The organism is Streptomyces sp. BR1 (genome assembly GCF_052373795.1).
GTDB lineage: Bacteria > Actinomycetota > Actinomycetes > Streptomycetales > Streptomycetaceae > Streptomyces.
Map to the genome: position 1 here is coordinate 1,101,039 of NZ_CM126252.1, position 20,761 is coordinate 1,121,799.

Consider the following 20,761-nt stretch of genomic DNA (forward strand, 5'->3'; position numbering starts at 1 on the left):
TGACACCACCGATGAACGACGAATCGCAGGTCGTGGGTCTGCTCCTGGCGGCGGGCGGCGGACGCAGGCTCGGCGGACGCCCGAAGGCTCTGTTGACGCACCGGGGCCGCCCGCTCGTGGAGTACGCGGTACGGGTGCTGCGCGAGGGCGGCTGCACGGCCGTGCACGTGGTACTCGGCGCCTCGGCCGACGAGGTACGGGCGCGCGCCCGACTGGAGGGCTGCGTACTCGTCGACAACCCGGACTGGGCCGAGGGCATGGGCTCCTCGCTGCGCGCGGGCCTCGCCTCGCTCGCCGACACGGACGCGAAGGCGGCCCTGGTCTCCCTGGTCGACCAGCCCGGCATCGGCCCGGCGGCCGTCGCCCGCGTACGGGCCGCCTATGACTCTCCCGCGTCGCTGGTCACGGCCGCGTACGGGGGGAAGCGCGGCCACCCCGTGCTCTTCGGCGCCGACCGGTGGCCGGACATCGCGGCGAGTGCCGAGGGCGACCGCGGGGCGCGCGCGTATCTGAAGGCGCACGAGTCGGCGATCACGCTGGTCGAGTGCGGGGATGTGGCCGAGCCGTACGACATCGACACGGAGGCGGATCTCAAGCGGCTCGACTGATACTCCGGTACACCTGGAGTGAACGGGGTGGCACCGAGCGCCACGGTCTGTCGACCCGGAGAATCTCGACATCAACAAACCATTGAACTTCCACTATGAGGAAACTAGTATCCACTGTTCAGAAGCGCCCGATTGATTGAGACGGCGCCCCCAGTCGTATCCGGGGCGATGGCACTCAGTGCCATTTCTGCCTCCCGGCGGCCGGCGAGGGCACCGCCCGCGAAGGAGTGACAGCACATGTCCGCACCAGCGCCGTCCCCGCTGGCCATCGTCGACGCCGAGCCCCTGCCCCGGCAGGACGAGGTGCTCACCGACGCGGCCCTCGCCTTCGTGGCCGAGCTGCACCGGCTGTTCACGCCCCGCCGTGACGAGCTCCTGCTCCGCCGCCAGGAGCGCCGCGCCGAGATCGCCCGCACCTCCACGCTGGACTTCCGCCCCGAGACCGCCGCCGTCCGCGAGGGCGACTGGAAGGTCGCCCCGGCCCCGGCCGCGCTGAACGACCGCCGGGTCGAGATCACCGGCCCCACCGACCGCAAGATGACCATCAACGCGCTGAACTCGGGCGCCAGGGTCTGGCTCGCCGACTTCGAGGACGCCTCCGCCCCCACCTGGGAGAACGTCGTCCTCGGCCAGCTCAACCTGATGGACGCGTACGAGCGGAAGATCGACTTCACCGACCCGAAGTCGGGCAAGTCGTATGCGCTCAAGGACGCGGGCGAGCTCGCGACCGTCGTGATGCGGCCGCGCGGCTGGCACCTGGAGGAGCGCCACCTGCGCTTCGACGGCCGTCCGGTGCCGGGCGCCCTCGTCGACTTCGGCCTCTACTTCTTCCACAACGCCAAGCGCCTGATCGAGCTCGGCAAGGGCCCGTACTTCTACCTCCCGAAGACCGAGTCGTACCTGGAGGCCCGCCTCTGGAACGACATCTTCGTCTTCGCCCAGGACTACGTCGGCATCCCGCAGGGCACCGTCCGCGCCACCGTCCTCATCGAGACGATCACGGCCGCGTACGAGATGGAGGAGATCCTCTACGAGCTGCGCGACCACGCGGCCGGGCTGAACGCGGGCCGCTGGGACTACCTCTTCTCCATCGTCAAGAACTTCCGCGACGGCGGCGCCAGGTTCGTCCTGCCGGACCGCAACGCGGTGACGATGACGGCGCCGTTCATGCGCGCGTACACCGAACTCCTGGTCCGCACCTGCCACAAGCGCGGCGCGCACGCCATCGGCGGCATGGCGGCCTTCATCCCGTCGCGCAAGGACGCCGAGGTCAACAAGGTCGCGTTCGAGAAGGTCAAGGCCGACAAGGACCGCGAGGCGGGCGACGGCTTCGACGGCTCGTGGGTGGCCCACCCGGACCTCGTCCCGATCGCGATGGCGTCTTTCGACGCGGTCCTCGGCGACAAGCCCAACCAGAAGGACCGGCTGCGCGAGGACGTCTCCGTCGCCGCCGGTGATCTGATCGCCATCGACTCGCTGGACGCCAAGCCCACGTACGCGGGTCTGGTCGCCGCCGTCCAGGTCGGCACCCGCTACATCGAGGCCTGGCTGCGGGGCCTCGGCGCGGTCGCCATCTTCAACCTGATGGAGGACGCGGCCACCGCCGAGATCTCCCGCTCGCAGATCTGGCAGTGGATCAACGCGGGCGTCGTGTTCGAGAACGGCGAGCGGGCCACCGCCGACCTCGCCCGCAAGGTCGCCGCCGAGGAACTGGACGCGATCCGGGCCGAGATCGGCGAGGAGGCGTTCGCGGCCGGCAAGTGGCAGCAGGCCCACGACCTGCTGCTCAAGGTCTCGCTCGACGCGGACTACGCGGACTTCCTGACACTGCCCGCCTACGAGCAACTGGTCGGCTGACCAGCACTTCAGCGGCCGACACGGTCTCAAGGGGCGCGGGTCCGGAGCGAATTCACCGCTTCGGACCCGCGCCCCTGTCAGAATGAGTGAATGTTACGTGGAGGCAGGGTCGCCGTAGTCGGCGGAAGCGTGGCCGGATGTGCCGCGGCGCTGGCAGCGCACCGCGGCGGCGCCGCGGAGATCACCGTGTTCGAGCGCGCCGCGGGCCAACTCGCGGACCGGGGCGTCGGGCTCGCGATGCACAACGACCGGTACGCGGAGCTGGAGTCGGCCGGATATGTGGACGCCGAGATGCCATGGCTCCAGCTGAGCCGGCGCTGCTGGTACGTCAAGAACGGCTCGGCACCGCTCGGCCGCCGGATCGGCGTGCTGCCGTTCCCGTTCCGTACGTACAACTGGGGTCCGCTCTGGCATGAACTGCGCGACCGGGTACCGAAGTCGGCGGAGTTCCGCAACGGCGCCACCGTGACCGGTGTCGAGGCGGACCCGGACGGGGTGGAGGTCACCACCGCCTCCGGCAGCGAGCGGTTCGACCTGGTGATCGGCGCCGACGGCTACCGCTCGGCGGTCCGCACGGCCGCGTTCGCCGAGGTGCGGCCCGAGTACGCGGGGTATCTCGCCTGGCGCGGCGCCTTCCCGGCCGAGCGGCTGATGGCCCCGGAGCTCTGGCCCGACGAGGACTGCGTGTACGCGGTCTTCCCCGGCGGCCACACGATCATCTACCGCATCCCGGACGGCAAGGGCGGCCTGCGGATCAACTGGGTGCTCTACACCGCCCCTCCCCCGGACCTCGACCTGCGCTTCGACAACCCGACCAGCCTGCCGCCGGGCACCCTCGCCGAGACCCTGCACACCCGGCTCGCGCATATCGCGGACACCCAACTGGCGCCGTACTGGGGACAGTTGGTGCGTACGACCACCGCCGAGGAGCTGTTCGTCCAGCCGATGTACGACTTCACCGCGCCCCACTACGCCAGCGGCCGGCTGGTCCTCGCGGGCGACGCGGCGACGGTGGCCCGCCCGCACACCGGCGGCGGCGCGGTCAAGGCGCTCCAGGACGCCACCACCCTGGAGGCCCGTCTCACCAGCGCGCCCGACTGGGAGACGGCCCTGCGCACCTACGACGAGAGCCGCGCCGCGACCGGCCGTTCCATGGTGGAACTCGGCCGTCAACTCGGCCTCGGGCTCGTCCAGGAGACGCCCGACTGGAGTACGATGGACCAGCGGGGCCTGGAGAAGTGGTGGCAACAGGCCGACGGCTCGGGCGGCTTCGGCGGCCGCCGCCTCACGTCGTGAACAGTCGGATCGTGAACAGTCCAGGGGAATCGTTCAGCCGCCGATGAGTTCCACCCGCCCCACCGGTCTCCCCTGTATGGACGCACACACGCAGACCCCCCGACCCGACCTCGCCCCCGCCGCCCACGCCGTGGCCCGCCTGATCGACGGCGTACGGGACGACCAGCTCGCGGCCCCGACGCCCTGCCCCAAGTACGCCGTACGCGAGCTCGTCGGGCACATCGCCGGGCTCACCGTCGCCTTCACCGCGGCCGCGCACAAGGACTTCGGACCCGCGACCGGCACCGACCCCGGGTCCGTCACGCCCGTACTGCCCGAGGACTGGCGGACCGGGCTGCCCGGGCGGCTCACGGCGCTGGCCGAGGCGTGGCGCGCGACGCAGGCGTGGGACGGGGACACACAGGCAGGCGGTGTCACCTTCCCGGCCGCGATCGCGGGCGTGGTCGCGCTCAACGAACTGGTCGTCCACGGCTGGGACCTGGCCCGCGCGACCGGCCAGGCGTACGACCCGGGTGCGGCTGGCCTGGAGGCGACGTACGGCTTCTTCGAGGCCAACCGGGACAGCGCCCTGCGCGCCCCCGCGTTCGGGCCGGTCGTCGAGGTGCCCGAGGACGCCCCGCTGCTCGACCGGGTCGTCGGGCTCAGCGGGCGGGATCCGGGCTGGGCCGCCTGAGCCCGGCGGCCACTGCTACCCCCGTCGCGACGAGCAGCAACCCGGCTGCCCAGAAGGCACGTCGGGCTCCCGCCGTCGGGTCCGTCGCGCTCAGGAAGACGCTGCCGAGCAGGGCCGTGCCGAGGGTGCCGCCGAGTTGCTGCACCGCGTTGAGCAGCCCGGCGGCCGAGCCGGTCTCGGCGGGGCCGACGCGGTGCAGGGCGGCGGTGAAGAACGGAACGGTGAACAGCCCGACGCCCGTACCGCACACCGCGAGCGCACCGGGGAGCGGCCACGGGTAGCGGGCGGGGTCGCTCGCCGCGTACACCGCCGTCGCGGCCAGGACGCCCACGAGGAAGATGGCGAGTCCGGCGTACATCAGGCGCGGCCCGTACCGGGGTACGAGGCGGGTGCCCGCGACCCAAGAGGCGACGGCCATGCCGAAGGACCATGGCAGCAGAGTGAGACCGGCCGTCAACACATCTGATTCCAGGCCGAGTTGGAGGTGCAGGACGACCACCAGCATCAGGCCGTTCAGCACCGCGAAGAAGAGCGTGGAGGTCACCAGGGCCGCCGGGAAGCCCCGGTGCCGGAAGAGTCCGGCCTCGACCAGCGGGCTGCGGCCCCGGCGGCTCTTGCGGCGCTGGTCGACCCCGAAGAGCCCGAGCACCGCCAACCCGACCGCGAGGAGCACCCAGGTCCAGGCGGGCCATCCGGCGTCCTGGCCCTGGATCAGCGGGTAGACCACCGCGCCGGAGCCGGTCACCACGAGCGCGGTGCCGGTGAGGTCCAGGCGCGGGCGCCGCGCCGCCCGGTCCTCGCGCAGCAGCGGTGCCGCGAGCAGGACGGCGGCGCCGAGTGGCAGGTTCACCAGGAACACCGACCGCCACGACGAGCCGAACAGGTCGGCGTGGGTGAGCAACCCGCCGAGCGCGGGCCCGCAGACGGCGGCGAGCCCCATCACCGGCCCGATGCTGCCGAGCGCCCGCGCCAGTTCGTCGCCGTCGAACATGGCCCGGATCAAGCCGATGGTCTGCGGGATGACCAGCGCGGCAGCGGCTCCTTGCACGGCCCGGGCGCCGATCAGCACCCCGTACGAGGGCGCGGCCGCGCACGCCAGCGAGGCCACGAGGAACACCGCCACCCCGACGCTGAACACCCGCCTGCGCCCGAGGATGTCACCCAATCGTCCGCCGGTGATCAGGAACATGGCGAAGGGGAGGGTGTAGGCGGCGGCGTACCACTGGATCACCGAGTCCGGGCCGCCCAGGTCGGTCCGGATGACGGGCGCGGCGACCTGCACGATCGTCGCGTCGAGCAGGTTCATCGCCTCGGCGACGAGCAGCACGGCGAGCGCGGCCCAGCGCCACCGGTACGGACCGGACGACGACCCCGGCGCCTCCCCCAAGTACCCCCGCACCGGTCCCCGTCGTACGACCTTCGACACCTTCGACACAGCCACTCCTTCCGTACGCCGCCGGGCTCCCCGGCCTCCCCCGAGCCTGCCGACGCGTACGCTGGAGGTTCCATCCACAGCGCCGGATCCATCGATTCGTTCCATCCATACGACTCAGATAAAGGAATCTCACGTGCTCGACGAGATCGACCGTGCTCTGGTCCACGCCCTGCATCTCGACGGGCGGGCCTCGTTCGCGCGGATCGCGGCGGTCCTGGACGTGTCGACGCAGACCGTCGCCCGGCGCTACCGGCGGCTGCGGGGCGAGGCGGGGCTGCGGGTGGTCGGGCTCGTCGATCCGGCGAAGGCCGGGCTCGCCCAGTGGATGGTGCGGCTCAGCGCCGTGCCGCGTGCCGCGCAGGATCTCGCCCAGGCGCTCGCGCGCCGCGAGGACACCTCCTGGGTCAAGCTCGCCTCGGGCGGCACCGAGATCGTGGCGATCGTCCACGCCCCGCAGTCGCTTCTGCTGCGCGAGATCCCCCGGACCGCCGGGGTGACCGCCGTGTCCGCGCACTATGTGCTGCACATGTACCTCGGCGGCCCCACGGCCTGGCACGGCCGGGCCCGCGCCCTGGACGCCGAGCAGCAGCAGGCACTTACTCCAACTGGCGTACTGAACAAGGATGTTGAGGCATCACGCGCGCTGCCCGCACCCGCCGACGACCACCTCCTCGCCGCCCTGCGGCACGACGGCCGGGCCACTCTCGCGGAACTCGCCACCGCGACCGGCTGGTCACCCGCGACGGTCGCGCGGCGCATCACCGAACTCCGTTCCGGCGGCGCCCTGTTCTTCGACGTCGAGGTCGACGGGAGCCAGCTCGGCGGTGGCACGCAGGCGCTGCTGTGGATGGCGGTGACCCCGGCGCACCTCGACGCGGTGGCGCGGGAGCTCGCCCGCCACGACGAGCTCGCCTTCGTCGCCGCGACCACCGGCCCGAGCAACCTCGTCGCCCAGGCGCTCTGCCCCGACCCGGCCGCGCTGCACCACTACCTCACCCAACGGCTCGGCGCGCTGGAGGCGATCCGCACCCTGGAGACCGCGCCGGTGCTGCGCACGGTGAAGGCGGCGGGTCCCCTCGCGCCGATGACCTCCCGGCTCGCCCCCGCGCCCTCCCGGCGCGCCTCCCCAAGGGCGCGCACCTTCAACCAGCCTCCCGTACAGGCACCTTGAGCTGATTGAAGCCGTAATACACCGCGAGCAGACCGTGCACCGCGAGGGTCAGCGGTGCCGAGACGAAGGCGAGGCCCACCGTCGCCGGGTAGGCGAGCGAGCCGATCGCGAAGCGGGCGCGGGTGGCGCGGGCGGCGCGTACGTCGACCCGGGAGTCGAAGAGGTGGCCGGTGCGGGTCAGATGCCACCACAGCGCCGTGAAGTTGAGAGCCATGACGACCATGAAGCCGCTGTACACGGCGGCGGCGACATGCGAGGCGTGGTCCTCCCGCAGATATTCGGCCATCAGCCCCGCCGGCCAGGGGATCGCGGCGACGGTCATGAGCAGCAGCAGATTGAGGAACATCAGCGTGCGGTCGACGCGGGCCACATAGCTGAAGACCGTGTGGTGGTTGACCCACATGATGCCGATGACCAGGAAGCTCACCACATACGCGGCGTACGAGGGCCACTGGTGGCCCAGGTCGCTCCACAGGTGGTCGCCGGAGTGCCGGGGCACCTTGATTTCCAGGATGAGAAGGGTGATCGCGATGGCGAACACGCCGTCGCTGAACGCCTCGACCCGGCTTGATTCATTCACCGGGTGAACTGAACCCGACCCGGCCCGATTCTTCAACTTCCTTGTGCCGCAAGGGTGTACGGGTCCGCCCGAGAGCTGGTAGGAAAGTTTCCTAACAAAATAGTGAAACGACGAACTCCCCCCCAGGAGGTCCGGTGCTCACCCCCCACCACAGCGCCACCGTACGTCGTCTCAGGATCAGCGCCACGGCTCTGCTCGGCGTCGCCGTGCTTGCCGTACCCGCCGCCACCGCCACTGCGGCCACCAGCCACAATGCCCCCATGGCAGCTGCGGCGACCGGGCTCGACGACCCGGCCAAGAAGGAAATAGCGATGGAGCTCGTCTCCAGCGCGGAGAACTCCTCACTCAACTGGAAGGCCCAGTACAAGTACATCGAGGACATCCACGACGGCCGGGGCTACACGGCCGGGATCATCGGGTTCTGCTCCGGCACCGGTGACATGCTGGACCTGGTCCAGCTGTACAGCGACCGCGAGCCCGGGAACGTACTGGAGAAGTACCTGCCCGCGCTGCGCAAGGTGAACGGCTCGGACTCGCACGCCGGGCTCGACCCGCACTTCACCAAGGACTGGAAGACGGCCGCCTCCGAGACCGCCTTCAAGAACGCCCAGAACGACGAGCGCGACCGGGTGTACTTCGACCCGGCGGTCCGGCAGGGCAGGGCCGACGGCGTGGGCACGCTCGGCCAGTTCATCTACTACGACGCCCTCGTGATGCACGGCGACGGCAGCGACCCGACCACCTTCAGCGGCATCCGCAAGAAGGCGCTGAAGAAGGCCAAGCCGCCGTCCCAGGGCGGCGACGAGACGACGTACCTCAACGCCTTCCTCGACGCCCGCGTCTGGGCGATGAAGCAGGAGGAGGCGCACAGCGACACCAGCCGCGTCGACACCGAGCAGCGGGTGTTCCTCAGGAACGGCAACCTGAACCTCGACACGCCGCTGGACTGGCATGTCTACGGCGACCCGTACCACATCGACTGATGTGAGCCGGTAGAGAGAAACGAGCGGCGTGCACGGTACCGTGCACGCCGCTCGCGTTCTTGTGTCGTACGTACGGGGTCAGTGCGCGACCACCGCGGGCTCGGCCAGCACCCCCGCTTCCGATTCCGACTCCGCCGAACTCTTCCTGTGGCCAAGGTGGTTGAAGGCCAGGTTCAGGACGATCGCGATCACGCAGCCGGTGGAGATGCCGGAGTCGAGGACGACCCGGACGTTCTGCGGGAAGGCGTCGTAGAAGGTGGGCGCCGCGATCGGGATGAGGCCGACGCCGAGGGCGGCCGCGACGATCAGCGCGTTCTCGCCCTGGTCGAGGGCGGCCGTGGACAGCGTCTGGATGCCGCTGGCCGCGACCGAGCCGAAGAGCACGATGCCCGCGCCGCCGAGGACCGGCAGCGGGACCAGCGCGATCACGGAGGCGGCCACCGGGCACAGACCGAGCAGGACGAGGATCCCGCCGCCGGTGGCGACCACGAAACGGCTGCGCACCTTGGTCATCGCGACCAGGCCGATGTTCTGCGCGAAGGCGCTGGCCATGAAGCCGTTGAAGAGCGGGCTGACGGCGCTGCCGAGGGTGTCGGCGCGCAGGCCGCCCTCGATGGTGCGCTCGTCCGCCGGGCGGCCGACGATCTTGCCGAGCGCCAGCATGTCGGCGGTCGACTCGGTCATACAGACCAGCATCACGATGCACATGGAGACGATCGCGGCGATCTCGAAGTGCGGGGCGCCGAAGTGGAACGGCGTGGGGAAGCCGACGACGTCGGCGCCCCGGAGTGCGTCCAGGCTGGTCATGCCGAACGGCACGGCGATCAGCGTGCCCACGACGAGGCCGAGCAGGATCGCGATCTGCTGGAGGAAGCCGCGCAGCAGTTTGCGCAGCGCCAGCACGATCACCAGGGTCAGCGCGGCCATCCCGATGTTCTTCATCGAGCCGTAGTCGTGCGCGGTGGCATTGCCGCCCTGCGCCCAGCGGAAGGCCACCGGGAGCAGGGAGACACCTATCAGCGTGATGACCGTGCCGGTGACGACGGGCGGGAAGAAGCGGAGCAACTTGCTGAAGTACGGGGCGAGTACGAAGCCGAGGACGCTCGCCACGATCACCGCTCCGAAGATGACCGCCATGCCCTCGTGGCCGCGGTCCTTGCCGATGGCGATCATCGGGGTGACTCCGGCGAACGAGACGCCGTTGACGAACGGGAGGCGGGCGCCGACCTTCCAGAACCCGATGGTCTGGAGCAGGGTCGCGAGTCCGGCGGTGAACAGACTCGCGCCGATCAGGAACGCGGTCTCCTTGGCGCTGAGCCCGACGGCGGGCCCGACGACCATGGGCGGGGCCACCACGCCCGCGTACATCGCGGCCACGTGCTGGAGGCCACTGGTGAACATCTTCAGTGGGGGGAGGGTCTCGTCGACCGGGTGCGTGGCACCTTCGGCGGCCGGGACATGAGGGGCGACTGCTCCCTCGGTTACTGCGTCGTTGCGGGGCGCGGGCAGGGCGGCCACGGGCGGTTCCTCCGGTCGGGTAACGCGTCGGCGGCGACGCGGGTGTCAGGGAGGTGGTGCAGTGTGGTGCGGCTGTGTTTCGTGGGGCGTACGGTTCGGTCTCGTACGGCGAAAAGATCTTTCTCGTACCACCAGCTCGTACGGCGGAAAGACCTGCCTCGTGCGGGGATTGGCACGAGTCACCGTGCCGGGGGGTGCACACCTTCCTGTGGTGCGCACCCCCCGGGCGCGGCTGCCATGGGCCCCGCTCGGGTCCACGGCGACCGGCCGAGGGCCGTCCCCCTCGGCCGGACTCCTGGGCAGGAATCCCGGTCGGGATCAGGCCTGCGCGGCGATCCGCGCGAGGCGCTGCGCCTCGTCCCGCGTGGCGCGGGCGATGGCGTCCTCGTCGACCGTGAGGAGGCGGTTGTCCTCGACGATCTGCTTGCCGTTGACGAACGACGCCGTCACCGGGGCGGCGGCGCCGAAGACCAGTGCGATGACCGGGTCGGCGATGGAGGCGTGGGCGAGGGTGTCCAGCTTCCACAGCACGAAGTCGGCGAGCTTGCCGGCTTCGAGGGAACCGATCTCGGCCGAGCGGCCGAGCACCTGGGCGCCGCCGTACGTGCCGAGCCGCAGCGCCTGGCGGGCGTTGAGCGCGGACTCGCGGTGGGCGCCGAGGCGGTTGATCAGGAGCGCGTTGCGCAGTTCGGTGTGGAGCTCGCCGGACTCGTTGGAGGCGGTGCCGTCCACGCCGAGGCCGACCGGGACACCCGCCTTCAGCATGTCGGGGACGCGTGCGATACCGGCGGCCAGACGTGCGTTGGAGGACGGGCAGTGGGCGACGCCGGTTCCGGTGCGGGCGAAGGCGGCGATGTCCGAGTCGTTCATGTGGACGCAGTGCGCCATCCACACGTCGGAGCCGAGCCAGCCGGTCGACTCGAAGTAGTCGGTCGGACCCATGCCGAACAGCTCCTTGCAGAACTGCTCCTCCTCGACGGTCTCCGAGCCGTGGGTGTGCAGCCGCACGCCCTTGCGGCGGGCCAGCTCGGCGCCCTGCTTCATGAGTTCGGTGGAGACCGAGAACGGCGAGCAGGGGGCGACCGCGACCTGGGTCATCGAGTCGAAGGAGGCGTCGTGGAACCGGTCGACGGTCTCCTCGGTCCCGGCGAGCGCGCCCTCCAGGGTCTCGACGGCGAAGTCCGGCGGCAGACCGCCGTCCTTCTTGCTGCGGTCCATGGAGCCCCGGGCGAGCGTGAACCGTACGCCCATCTCGGCGGCGGCGCCGATGATCGCGCCGGAGAGGTCGCCGGCGCCCTGCGGGTACACGTAGTGGTGGTCCATCGCGGTGGTGACACCGCCGCGGGCCATCATCGCGAGCGAGCCCTGCGCGGCGACGCGCCCCATCTGCTCGTCGATGCGCGCCCAGGTCGGGTAGAGCGCCACCAGCCAGTTGAACAGGTTGTGGTCGGTGGCCAGGCCGCGCGTGATCCACTGGTAGAAGTGGTGGTGCGTGTTGACCAGGCCGGGGGTGACCAGGTGGCCGGTGCCGTCGATGCGGCGGACCACGTTCTCAAGGTTCTGCGGGGCCCGGCCCGCGCCGATCGACTCGATGCGGTTGCCGGCGACGACGAGGTACCCGGAGGCGTACTCGGTGTCGTCGGCGTCCACGGTCGCGATCGCACAGTTCTCGATGACGATGCGCTGGGCTGCCGATGGTGCCATCGTGCTTCCTCTTCTTCTTCGACATGCAGAGCGGGCACGGCAGGACCCTAGAGGATTTGAGTGCCGGGGCCGGGTGGCCCACGGGTGCCGAGTGGGTGGAAAAGCGCCCCCGGGCGGCGGGGGCCGGGGGCGCTCCGCGTCAGAGGTTGGTCATGTCGACCGGGATGCGCGGCTCGACGCCGTCGCGCAGCACGGTGGCCTCGATCAGACCGTACGGGCGGTCTGCCGCGAAGTAGACCTCGTTGTCGTTCTTGAGCCCGAACGGCTCCAGGTCGACCAGGAAGTGGTGGTTGTTCGGCAGCGAGAAGCGGATCTCGTCGATCTCGCTGCGGCTGTTGATGACCCGCGAACCCATCTGGTAGAGGGTCTGCTGGAGCGAGAGCGAGTACGTCTCGGCGAAGGCCTGGAGTATGTGCTTCTTGGCCTGCTCGTACGACTTCTCCCAGTTGGGCATCCGGTCTTCGTCGCTGGTCCAGTTGTAACGCCAGGCGGCGGAGACGTCGGTGCACAGGATGCGGTCGTACGCCTCCTTCAGCGTCGTGTACTTGTCCTTGACGTAGCCCCAGAACTCCGAGTTGGTGGAGTTCATGACCGTGAGGTCCTTGAGACCGGAGATGATCTCCCAGTTCTCACCGTCGAAGGTGATCTGGGTGGTGCGTAGCTCCTGGCCCTTGCGGGCGAAGGAGTGCCGTACCTCGTCCGAGCCGATGAACCTGGAGTTGGCGTCCGAGGTGGCGATGCGCTCCCAGGTGTACTCCTCGATGCGGATGCGCGCCCGGTGGATCGGCTCCTGCGACGTCACGAAGTGACGGGCGAGGTGGATGCCGAACTGCTCGGCGGACTCGATGCCGTACTCCTTGGCGAAGGCGAACACCGTGTTCTTGGTGGTGTCCGTCGGCAGGACGTTCGCGTTCGAGCCGGAGTAGTGGACGTCGTCCATGTCGCCGGAGAGGGCGACCGAGACGTTCAGGTCCTTGATGTGGTGCGTGTCGCCGTCCCGCGTGATCTTGACGACGCGGTTCTCTGCTTTGCCGTACTGGTTCTGGCCGAGAATCGTGGGCATGTCTGCTAGCTCCCTCGGTAAACGGAGTAGCCGAACGGGTTGAGCAGCAGCGGTACGTGGAAGTGCTCGCCCGGCACGACGGCGAACGTGATCGCCACCTCCGGGAAGAACGCACCGCTGTCCCTTACGCGGGGGGCGTCCTGCTGCGCCTCGGCTTGCTTCTTGTCGAAGTAGGACTCGACCTCGAAGTCGAGTCGTACGTGGGTCGTGCCCTCCGGCAGCGCCGGAAGGTCCTTGCAGCGCCCGTCCGCGTCGGTCGCGGAGCCGCCGAGCGTCACCCACCCGGCGTCGCGGCCCGAGCGGGCGGCGAGCGAGATGGCGACGCCCTCGGCGGGGCGGCCGATGCTGGTGTCGAGGATGTGCGTCGACACCGACGCGGTGGTCGCGGTGCTCATCAGTTGCCGCCCTCTTCTTCCGCTGTTTCCACGAGACGGGTCAGCCGGATCCGGTTGATCTTCCCGAGTTCGGCGCGCACGATCTCGCGCTCCGCCTCGGCGGTGTTGCCGATCCTGGCCTTCATCGCGTCGCGCATCTGCTCACCGGTGGCCCCGGTGGCGCAGATCAGGAAGACATGGCCGAACGTGTCCTGGTAGGCCAGGTTGAGTTCGAGCATCTCGGCCTTGAGCTCCTCGGAGGCTCCGGCCATCCCCCGCTGTTCCCGGGCGGACGTCGGATCGCCCGGCTTCGGCCGCCCGATCGGCGGGTGCCCCGCCATCGCCTCTTCGAGGTCCTTCGCGTCCAGCTCGGCCATGGCGGCGTCGCTGGCGAGGAAGAGCTCGTCGGCGGTGGCGTACGGGCGCTGGGCGAGCAGCTTGCTCCCCCATACCGAGCTGGCGCACACCTCGTGGAGCGCGGCGAGCGCCGTACTGTCGTCGGAGGTGTTGAACCGGGCGAGGCCCGGCGTCGAGGTCGAAGTCACGAACGGCCTCCGTGGCCTTGGTGCTGGACGGGCTGCGGATAGCTAACGCCCTCGGAAACATCCCGTCAACACTTTGTTGAAAACTTGGAGCAACAAAAAGCCGCCGTCCCATTCGGTGGACGGCGGCTCTGCGCGCGAGGCTCTGCGGCGCGCCGCGCTCACTCGCCCTTGGCGGCGTTTTGCCTGTTCAGGTAGTTGTACACGGTGAAGCGGCTGACCCCGAGGGCGGACGCGACGGTCTCCACCCCATGGCGTACGGAGAACGCTCCGCGCGCCTCCAGGGTCCGTACGACCGACTGCTTGGCCTTGCGGTCGAGCTCGGCCAGCGGCATGCCGTGGCGCCGCTCCATGGCGGCCAGGATGTGGTCCAGGGAGTCCGACAGCTGCGGCAGCCGCACCGCGATGACGTCCTCGCCCTCCCAGCTGAGCACCACGTCGTCGGGCTGGGCCTGGTCGGGCCCCAGTATCTCCGCGCCCATGGCGTCGACCAGCGGCTTCACCGCGGTGACCAGCGGGTGGTCGGCGGGCTCGGTCACTTCTCGCCCTCCCCGATCACGTTGACCTGGAGCGAGACGCGGGTGGCGCCGGCGGCCAGGGACTTGCGCAGCAGCGCGTCGACGGCGGTCAGCACCTCGTCCGCGCCACCCTCGGCGGTGTTGCCGAAGGGGCCCACGTCCACGGCGTCCAGCGCCGCCGTCTGCAGGACCTCACGGGCGGCCACCGCATGCGGGGGCGCCTCGTCCAGGTCGAAGGGCTCGGTCGTGAACTCCACTCTCAATCGCACGCGCACAACCTACTGCGCGGATTCGGAAATCCGGGAGGCCAATCGGACAGGGCCCCCTTGACAAGCTCGACCCTCTGCCTGCAACCTTCCATCAAGCAGAAAGTAACTTCCGCAATACGGAAGGAGCGCCGACCCCCATGGGATACTCGGACCAGCGCTTCGATGTGAACCTCTCGATCCTCTTCACCGAACTCCCGCTCCTGGAGCGCCCCGCGGCCGCGGCCGCGGCGGGCTTCACGGCGGTCGAGCTGTGGTGGCCCTGGATCGAAACCCCCACTCCGGCGCAGGCCGAGCTCGACGCCCTGAAGAAGGCGCTCGACGACGCCGGCACCCAGCTGGTGGGGCTGAACTTCTACGCGGGCGCCCTGCCGGGCCCCGACCGCGGAGCCCTCTCCGTACCCGGCGAGGAGTCGGACCGCTTCCGCGCCAACATCGAGGTCGCGGCGGACTTCGCCGCCTCGGTGGGCTGCAAGGCGCTCAACGCCCTGTACGGCAACCGCGTCGAGGGCGTGGACCCGCAGGTCCAGGACTCGCTCGCGCTGGAGAACCTGGTGCTGGCGGCCCGCGCGGCCGACCGCGTCGGCGCGATCCTCCTGATCGAGGCCCTGAACAAGCCGGAGTCGCCGCTGTACCCGCTGGTCAGCGCGCCGTCCGCGATCGAGGTCGTCGACAAGGTGAACGCGGCGACCGGCCTTGGCAACGCCAAGTTCCTCCTCGACATCTACCACCTGTCGATGAACGGCGAGGACGTCGCCCAGGTCATCGAGGCGTACGCGGACAAGACCGGCCACGTACAGATCGCCGACAACCCGGGCCGTGGCGCGCCGGGCACCGGCGAGCTCCCCCTTGAGGCCCTGCTCGACCAGCTCGCCAAGGCGGGTTACGAGGGCTGGGTCGGCCTGGAGTACAAGGCCGCCGACGCGGCCGCGTCCTTCGCGTGGCTGCCGGCCGAGGCCCGCGCGGCGCGCTGAGGCTTTGGGCTTAGCCGCCCCCTGAACTTCCTGACGTAACACAGCAGTTGAGAGAGGCCCCCAATGAGCACCCTTCCCAAGATCGCATGGATCGGCCTCGGCATCATGGGCTCGCCCATGTCCGAGAACCTGATCAAGGCCGGTTACCCCGTCACCGGCTTCACCCTTGAGCAGGACAAGCTGGACCGCCTGGCCGCCGCCGGTGGCACCGCCGCCGCCTCGATCGCGGACGCGGTCAAGGACGCGGACGTGATCATCACGATGGTCCCGGCCTCCCCGCAGGTCGAGGCCATCGCGTACGGCGAGGCCGGCATCCTGGCGAACGCCAAGGCGGGCGCCCTGCTGATCGACATGTCGTCGATCACCCCGCAGACCTCCGTCGACCTGGCGAAGGCGGCGGCCGACAAGGGCGTGCGCGTCCTGGACGCCCCGGTCTCCGGCGGCGAGGCCGGCGCGATCGAGGCCGTGCTCTCCATCATGGTCGGCGGCGACAAGGCCGACTTCGACGAGGCCAAGGGCATCTTCGACGCGCTGGGCAAGACCATCGTGCTCTGCGGCCCGCACGGCTCCGGCCAGACGGTGAAGGCCGCCAACCAGCTGATCGTGGCGGTCAACATCCAGGCGTGCGCCGAGGCCGTGGTCTTCCTGGAGAAGTCCGGTGTGGACCTCACCGCTGCTCTGGACGTCCTCAACGGCGGTCTGGCCGGCTCGACCGTGCTGACCCGCAAGAAGGACAACTTCCTCAAGCGCGACTTCGCGCCGGGCTTCCGTATCGACCTGCACCACAAGGACATGGGCATCGTCACCGACGCCGCCCGCAATGTCGGCGCGGCGCTCCCGGTCGGCGCGGTCGTGGCCCAGCTGGTCGCGTCGCTGCGCGCCCAGGGCGACGGCGGCCTGGACCACTCGGCGCTGCTGCGCGCGGTCGAGCGCCTGTCGGGCGCGCAGATCTGAGCCTTCAAGGCTCTCCCTGACTTCCGGGCGGCGGTGGCGCTGACACCTGTCCTGTCGCGCCCAGGCGTCGCCGTCGCCCGGAACACCCCACTTCATTTTCAACAAACTGTTGACGTTCGCTTCGGGGCGTACCTACGCTCCTGACACCGCAGACCGTTCAGCAGTGCAGCTCCCGTACGGAAGGTCACGATGTCGAAGCGCGTGCTTACGACCGAGTCCGGCGCCCCCGTCGCCGACAACCAGAACTCCGCCACCGCCGGCGTCGGTGGCCCCATCCTCCTCCAGGACCAGCACCTGCTGGAGAAGCTCGCGCGCTTCAACCGTGAGCGGATCCCGGAGCGCGTGGTCCACGCCCGCGGCTCCGGCGCGTACGGCTACTTCGAGGTGACGGACGACGTCACCGGCTTCACGAAGGCCGACTTCCTCTCGCAGGTGGGCAAGCGCACCGAGACGTTCATCCGCTTCTCCACGGTGGCGGACTCGCTCGGCGGCGCGGACGCGGTCCGCGACCCGCGCGGCTTCGCGCTGAAGTTCTACACCGAGGACGGCAACTACGACCTCGTCGGCAACAACACCCCGGTGTTCTTCATCAAGGACCCGATCAAGTTCCCCGACTTCATCCACTCCCAGAAGCGCGACCCGTTCACGGGCAAGCAGGAGCCGGACAACGTCTGGGACTTCTGGGCGCACGCCCCCGAGGCGACGCACCAGATCACCTGGCTGATGGGCGACCGCGGCATCCCGGCGTCGTACCGCCACATGAACGGCTACGGCTCGCACACCTACCAGTGGACGAACGAGGCGGGCGAGGCCTTCTTCGTGAAGTACCACTTCAAGACCAACCAGGGCGTCCGCAGCCTGTCGTCCGAGCAGGCGGCGGAGCTGGTCGGCCAGGACGCGAACTCGCACCAGACCGACCTCCTCCAGGCGATCGAGCGCGGCGTGAACCCGTCGTGGACCCTCTACGTCCAGGTCATGCCGGCGGCCGAGGCGGCGGAGTACCGCTTCAACCCCTTCGACCTGACGAAGGTGTGGCCGCACAGCGACTACCCGCTGCAGCGCGTGGGCCGTCTGGTCCTGGACCGCAACCCCGACAACGTCTTCGCCGAGGTCGAGCAGGCCGCGTTCTCCCCGAACAACTTCGTTCCGGGCATCGGTCCTTCGCCGGACAAGATGCTCCAGGGCCGCCTGTTCGCGTACGCGGACGCGCACCGCTACCGCCTGGGCGTCAACCACACCCAGCTCGCGGTGAACGCGCCCAAGGCGACGGTCGCGGACAACTACGGCCGCGACGGCGCCATGGCGACGCGCAACGGCCGCCGCACCGACAAGAACTACGAGCCGAACTCGTACGCGGGCCCGTCGCAGACGGACGCGGCGCTGTCCGCCCCGCTGGCGATCACCGGCTGGACCGGCACCCACGCCGCTCCGTCCCACGTCAAGGACGACGACTTCTTCCAGGCGGGCGAGCTGTACCGCCTGATGTCGGACGACGAGAAGTCGCGCCTGATCGCGAACATCGCCGGCGGCCTGTCGCAGGTCTCCCGCGACGACGTCATCGAGAAGAACCTGGCCCACTTCCACGCCGCGGACGCCGAGTACGGCAAGCGCGTGGAGGAGGCGGTCCGCGCGCTGCGCGAGGACTGAGCAGGTTCGTTCCATTGGACCGCGCTCGGAAATCTGACGGGAGGTCAAATTTCTGGGCGCCGTCCGGACCGCCGGCCCGATGAGGGGTGGCCGGCGGCCCCGGACAGGCCGAGGATCGCGGCGGCACTCGTGATGCCAGTGCGGTGGTCAAGGTCCGTCCCGGCCCCTTCTTGACCTGAAGGAAGGGCGCGCGGAGGACGAGCCAATCACTGGCCGCCGCGATCCCGGACGCCTCCCCCAAGACTCCGCCCGGCGGTGCGAACGCCCCATCCCGCACGCCGCCCTCGCACTGCTTCGCAGGCATCGCCCGGCTGCGTCGGACTCCGTCCGCCGGCCCGGCGCAGCCCCTTCCCCAAGACTCCGCCCGGCGGTGCGAACGTCCTGTCGCGCCAGCCTCGCCCCGTCGGGCGGTCACAACTCCACAGCCAGGGCGCTGGGTTCGGTTTACGGTCCCGAATCGAGCGCTCGACGATCAAGGCTTCACCTGGGTGTTCTCGGGTGGGGCCTTGATCGTTTGAACCAACAGCACACGGTCTGGGACGGCCCGGCGTCGGCGCCATAGGATCCGCTCATGATCCGCGCAGTGGCCTTCGACATCGGTGAAACCCTGGTACGCGACGATCGCTATTGGGCGGCATGGGCCGACTGGCTCGACGCGCCCCGGCACACGGTGGCCGCGCTCGTCGGTGCCGTGGTCGCCCAGGGCCGGGACAACGCGGACGCGCTGAGGCTCATCCGGCCCGGCATCGACATCGGTGCCGAGTACGCGGCGCGCGAGGCAGCCGGGCGTGGCGAGTATCTGGACGAGACGGATCTGTACCCGGACGTACGGCCTGCCCTCGCGGCACTGCGGGAGCACGGCGTACGTGTCGTCATCGCCGGGAACCAGACCGCCCGCGTGGCCGAACTGCTGCGGGCTCTCGATCTGCCCGCGGACGTGATCGCCACGTCCGGCGAGTGGCGCACGGCGAAGCCCTCGGCGGAGTTCTTCGCCCACGTCCTCGAAGCGGCCGGGGCGGCGCCGGGCGAAACGCTCTACGTCGGCGACCACCCGGCGAACGACCTTGCGCCCGCACGCACCGCGGGCCTGCGCACCGCACACCTGCGACGCGGCCCATGGGGATACCTGTGGGCGGACACCCCCGAGGCGGCTGCCGCTGACTGGCGCGTCGACTCCCTGCACGACGTGGTAGAGATCGTCGATGGGCAGCAACTGCTAGGACAGTAGGGTCTGTTGGCGCATCCACACCGTGTTCACATGGGTACGGTTCGGGGTGCAACCCCCGAACGGAGTCCAGCATGTCCGTCGTCAGCGCAGGCGAGGTGGGGCAGCGCATCGCCACCGTCCGCCGCTCCCGCCGTATGACCCAAAGCGACCTCGCCCGCGCCTCCTTCGTCTCCCTCTCCATGGTCAAGAGCGTCGAGCGCGGCGCCCGGATGCCCAGCGACTCCACTCTGGAAGCCTTCGCCGACACCCTCGCCGTAGATCCCTCCGCCCTGCGCACCGGCTATGCCCGCACCGAGCACCGCGTGCACCGTGCCTTGCCCGCGATCTCCGCCGCCATCGCCACGTACGACGTCCCCCTCAACCCACCGACACGCGCCCTGCGCGAGCTACGGGCCGCTGTCGACGAGGCCGTCACCTGGCGCCTTTCCGCCCAGTACGGGCGACTCTCCCAGAGGATCGCGAGTCTGCTCGACGACAGCCTGCGGACCCTGCACGCCGCAAGCCGCGGGCCGGAACACAGGGACGCCGCCGCCTTGGTCGTCGCGGCCGCACGCGCGGCTGACTCCATCGCCTTCAAGTACAGCGCGCACGACCTGTCAGCACGCCTCATCGAACTCATGCGCTGGGCCGCACGGCAAGCCGAGGACCCCCTCCTCGCCGCCTCAGTCGCCTACGTACGCACCGAGACGTTCTTCGTCGCCCGCGCGCACCGCGTGGGCCTGCGAGCCCTTGAAGCCGCCATCGACGCAGCTCCGAACCCCAGCACGGACCGCACGTCAGCCGCCCGGGGCGCCCTTCACATGCGGGCCGCCGTCATTGCCGGACGAGCGGGGAACGCCGACGCAGCGGATCTCCACCTCACCGAGGCTCTGCGCCACAGCAATCGCGTTCGCGAAAACATCTACGACGGCACGGCGTTCGGCCCGGACTCCGTCGCGATCCATCGGCTGTCCGTGGCCGTGAGTCTGGGGAGCGACCACGTCGAGAACGCCCTCACCGTCGCCCGCTCGTGGAAACCCCCGATCGACATGCCGGCCGAACGGCGCAGCGGCTTCTACATCGAACTAGCCAGGGCGCAGATGTGGGCAGGACTCATGGACCCGGCGTTCGAGTCCTTGAAGGTGGCACGGGTCATCGCACCGCAGCACACCCGTGAGCATCCGTGGGCGCGCGAGACGGCTGGGACACTGCGACGTCTGAAGCGTTCGGACGCCGAAGCACTGACGCACTATGCGGAATGGATCGGCGCGATCGGGCAACCCCGACAAGGGATCTGAGGGGATACGAGCTGTAGTACTTGTGCCCCTTCCCCAGGCCACCATCTGACTGTCCGCAGGAGACAGCAGATAGGGGACCCAGTGCACGAGTTT

General features: G+C 70.0%; 20 protein-coding genes. 11 read left to right on the forward strand and 9 right to left on the reverse strand.

Annotated features, from left to right (window positions below):
* Window positions 1–11: 11 nt before the first annotated feature.
* From ACT1U9_RS05020 to ACT1U9_RS05035, 4 genes are all read left to right on the forward strand, one after another.
* Window positions 12–608: a nucleotidyltransferase family protein gene (locus ACT1U9_RS05020; RefSeq protein WP_444537160.1), complete on the forward strand. Its 597-nt coding sequence runs from the start codon at window positions 12–14 to the stop codon at window positions 606–608.
* Between the two features lie 237 nt (window positions 609–845).
* Window positions 846–2,465 carry a malate synthase A gene (gene aceB / locus ACT1U9_RS05025; protein WP_444537161.1) on the forward strand — a complete coding sequence of 540 codons (1,620 nt, stop codon included), beginning with the start codon at window positions 846–848 and terminating at the stop codon, window positions 2,463–2,465.
* Between the two features lie 129 nt (window positions 2,466–2,594).
* Window positions 2,595–3,761: an FAD-dependent monooxygenase gene (locus ACT1U9_RS05030; RefSeq protein WP_444537162.1), complete on the forward strand. Its 1,167-nt coding sequence runs from the start codon at window positions 2,595–2,597 to the stop codon at window positions 3,759–3,761.
* Between the two features lie 76 nt (window positions 3,762–3,837).
* Window positions 3,838–4,434, forward strand: a complete 597-nt coding sequence (locus ACT1U9_RS05035; RefSeq protein WP_444537163.1) for a TIGR03086 family metal-binding protein — start codon at window positions 3,838–3,840, stop codon at window positions 4,432–4,434.
* On the opposite strand, the gene ACT1U9_RS05040 is transcribed toward ACT1U9_RS05035, so the two are convergent.
* The gene (locus ACT1U9_RS05040; protein WP_444537164.1) at window positions 4,403–5,869 is read right to left on the reverse strand and encodes an MFS transporter; all 1,467 of its coding nucleotides are present in this window, start codon (window positions 5,867–5,869) and stop codon (window positions 4,403–4,405) included. The two genes, ACT1U9_RS05035 and ACT1U9_RS05040, sit on opposite strands and share 32 nt — an antisense overlap.
* A gap of 133 nt (window positions 5,870–6,002) precedes the next feature.
* On the opposite strand from ACT1U9_RS05040, the gene ACT1U9_RS05045 reads away from it, so the two are divergent.
* A complete protein-coding gene (locus ACT1U9_RS05045; protein ID WP_444537165.1) occupies window positions 6,003–7,040 on the forward strand; it encodes an Lrp/AsnC family transcriptional regulator in 1,038 nt (345 codons plus the stop codon).
* Here the strand turns inward: ACT1U9_RS05045 and ACT1U9_RS05050 are convergent.
* Window positions 7,012–7,620: a TMEM175 family protein gene (locus ACT1U9_RS05050; protein WP_444537166.1), complete on the reverse strand. Its 609-nt coding sequence runs from the start codon at window positions 7,618–7,620 to the stop codon at window positions 7,012–7,014. The genes ACT1U9_RS05045 and ACT1U9_RS05050 overlap by 29 nt on opposite strands.
* 134 nt (window positions 7,621–7,754) lie before the next feature.
* Here ACT1U9_RS05050 and ACT1U9_RS05055 point away from each other — a divergent pair, with 134 nt between their 5' ends.
* The gene (locus ACT1U9_RS05055) at window positions 7,755–8,603 is read left to right on the forward strand and encodes a chitosanase (RefSeq protein ID WP_444537167.1); all 849 of its coding nucleotides are present in this window, start codon (window positions 7,755–7,757) and stop codon (window positions 8,601–8,603) included.
* A gap of 78 nt (window positions 8,604–8,681) precedes the next feature.
* Here ACT1U9_RS05055 and ACT1U9_RS05060 read toward each other — a convergent pair whose 3' ends face one another.
* The 7 genes from ACT1U9_RS05060 to ACT1U9_RS05090 all read right to left on the reverse strand — a co-directional run bounded on the left by ACT1U9_RS05060 (window position 8,682) and on the right by ACT1U9_RS05090 (window position 14,591).
* Window positions 8,682–10,121: a nucleobase:cation symporter-2 family protein gene (locus ACT1U9_RS05060; RefSeq protein ID WP_444537168.1), complete on the reverse strand. Its 1,440-nt coding sequence runs from the start codon at window positions 10,119–10,121 to the stop codon at window positions 8,682–8,684.
* A gap of 318 nt (window positions 10,122–10,439) precedes the next feature.
* Complete coding sequence (locus ACT1U9_RS05065) at window positions 10,440–11,825, reverse strand: 8-oxoguanine deaminase (protein ID WP_444537169.1); 1,386 nt, start codon at window positions 11,823–11,825, stop codon at window positions 10,440–10,442.
* A 139-nt stretch (window positions 11,826–11,964) separates the two neighbouring features.
* Complete coding sequence (gene pucL, locus ACT1U9_RS05070; protein ID WP_444537170.1) at window positions 11,965–12,888, reverse strand: factor-independent urate hydroxylase; 924 nt, start codon at window positions 12,886–12,888, stop codon at window positions 11,965–11,967.
* 5 nt (window positions 12,889–12,893) lie between these two features.
* Window positions 12,894–13,283: a hydroxyisourate hydrolase gene (gene uraH / locus ACT1U9_RS05075; RefSeq protein WP_444537171.1), complete on the reverse strand. Its 390-nt coding sequence runs from the start codon at window positions 13,281–13,283 to the stop codon at window positions 12,894–12,896.
* Window positions 13,283–13,807: a 2-oxo-4-hydroxy-4-carboxy-5-ureidoimidazoline decarboxylase gene (uraD, locus tag ACT1U9_RS05080; RefSeq protein WP_444537172.1), complete on the reverse strand. Its 525-nt coding sequence runs from the start codon at window positions 13,805–13,807 to the stop codon at window positions 13,283–13,285. The genes uraH and uraD overlap by 1 nt, the downstream gene beginning before the upstream one ends.
* A gap of 158 nt (window positions 13,808–13,965) precedes the next feature.
* Window positions 13,966–14,343 carry a helix-turn-helix domain-containing protein gene (locus ACT1U9_RS05085; RefSeq protein ID WP_444537173.1) on the reverse strand — a complete coding sequence of 126 codons (378 nt, stop codon included), beginning with the start codon at window positions 14,341–14,343 and terminating at the stop codon, window positions 13,966–13,968.
* Window positions 14,340–14,591, reverse strand: coding sequence for a hypothetical protein (locus ACT1U9_RS05090; protein ID WP_444537174.1), 252 nt, complete (start codon window positions 14,589–14,591; stop codon window positions 14,340–14,342). Before ACT1U9_RS05090 ends, ACT1U9_RS05085 begins: the two co-directional genes overlap by 4 nt.
* A gap of 137 nt (window positions 14,592–14,728) precedes the next feature.
* On the opposite strand from ACT1U9_RS05090, the gene ACT1U9_RS05095 reads away from it, so the two are divergent.
* The 5 genes from ACT1U9_RS05095 (at window position 14,729) to ACT1U9_RS05115 (ending at window position 20,668) form a co-directional block, all read left to right on the forward strand.
* Entirely contained in the window at window positions 14,729–15,562 is an 834-nt protein-coding gene (locus ACT1U9_RS05095) for a TIM barrel protein (RefSeq protein WP_444537175.1), read from the forward strand.
* Between the two features lie 63 nt (window positions 15,563–15,625).
* Complete coding sequence (locus ACT1U9_RS05100; protein WP_444537176.1) at window positions 15,626–16,516, forward strand: 2-hydroxy-3-oxopropionate reductase; 891 nt, start codon at window positions 15,626–15,628, stop codon at window positions 16,514–16,516.
* Window positions 16,517–16,705: 189 nt separating this feature from the next.
* On the forward strand, window positions 16,706–18,163 hold the full coding sequence (locus tag ACT1U9_RS05105) for a catalase (RefSeq protein ID WP_444537177.1): 1,458 nt from the start codon (window positions 16,706–16,708) through the stop codon (window positions 18,161–18,163).
* Between the two features lie 571 nt (window positions 18,164–18,734).
* Window positions 18,735–19,391: an HAD family hydrolase gene (locus ACT1U9_RS05110; protein WP_444537178.1), complete on the forward strand. Its 657-nt coding sequence runs from the start codon at window positions 18,735–18,737 to the stop codon at window positions 19,389–19,391.
* Between the two features lie 71 nt (window positions 19,392–19,462).
* The gene (locus ACT1U9_RS05115) at window positions 19,463–20,668 is read left to right on the forward strand and encodes a helix-turn-helix domain-containing protein (RefSeq protein WP_444537179.1); all 1,206 of its coding nucleotides are present in this window, start codon (window positions 19,463–19,465) and stop codon (window positions 20,666–20,668) included.
* The last annotated feature ends 93 nt before the right edge of the window (window positions 20,669–20,761 follow it).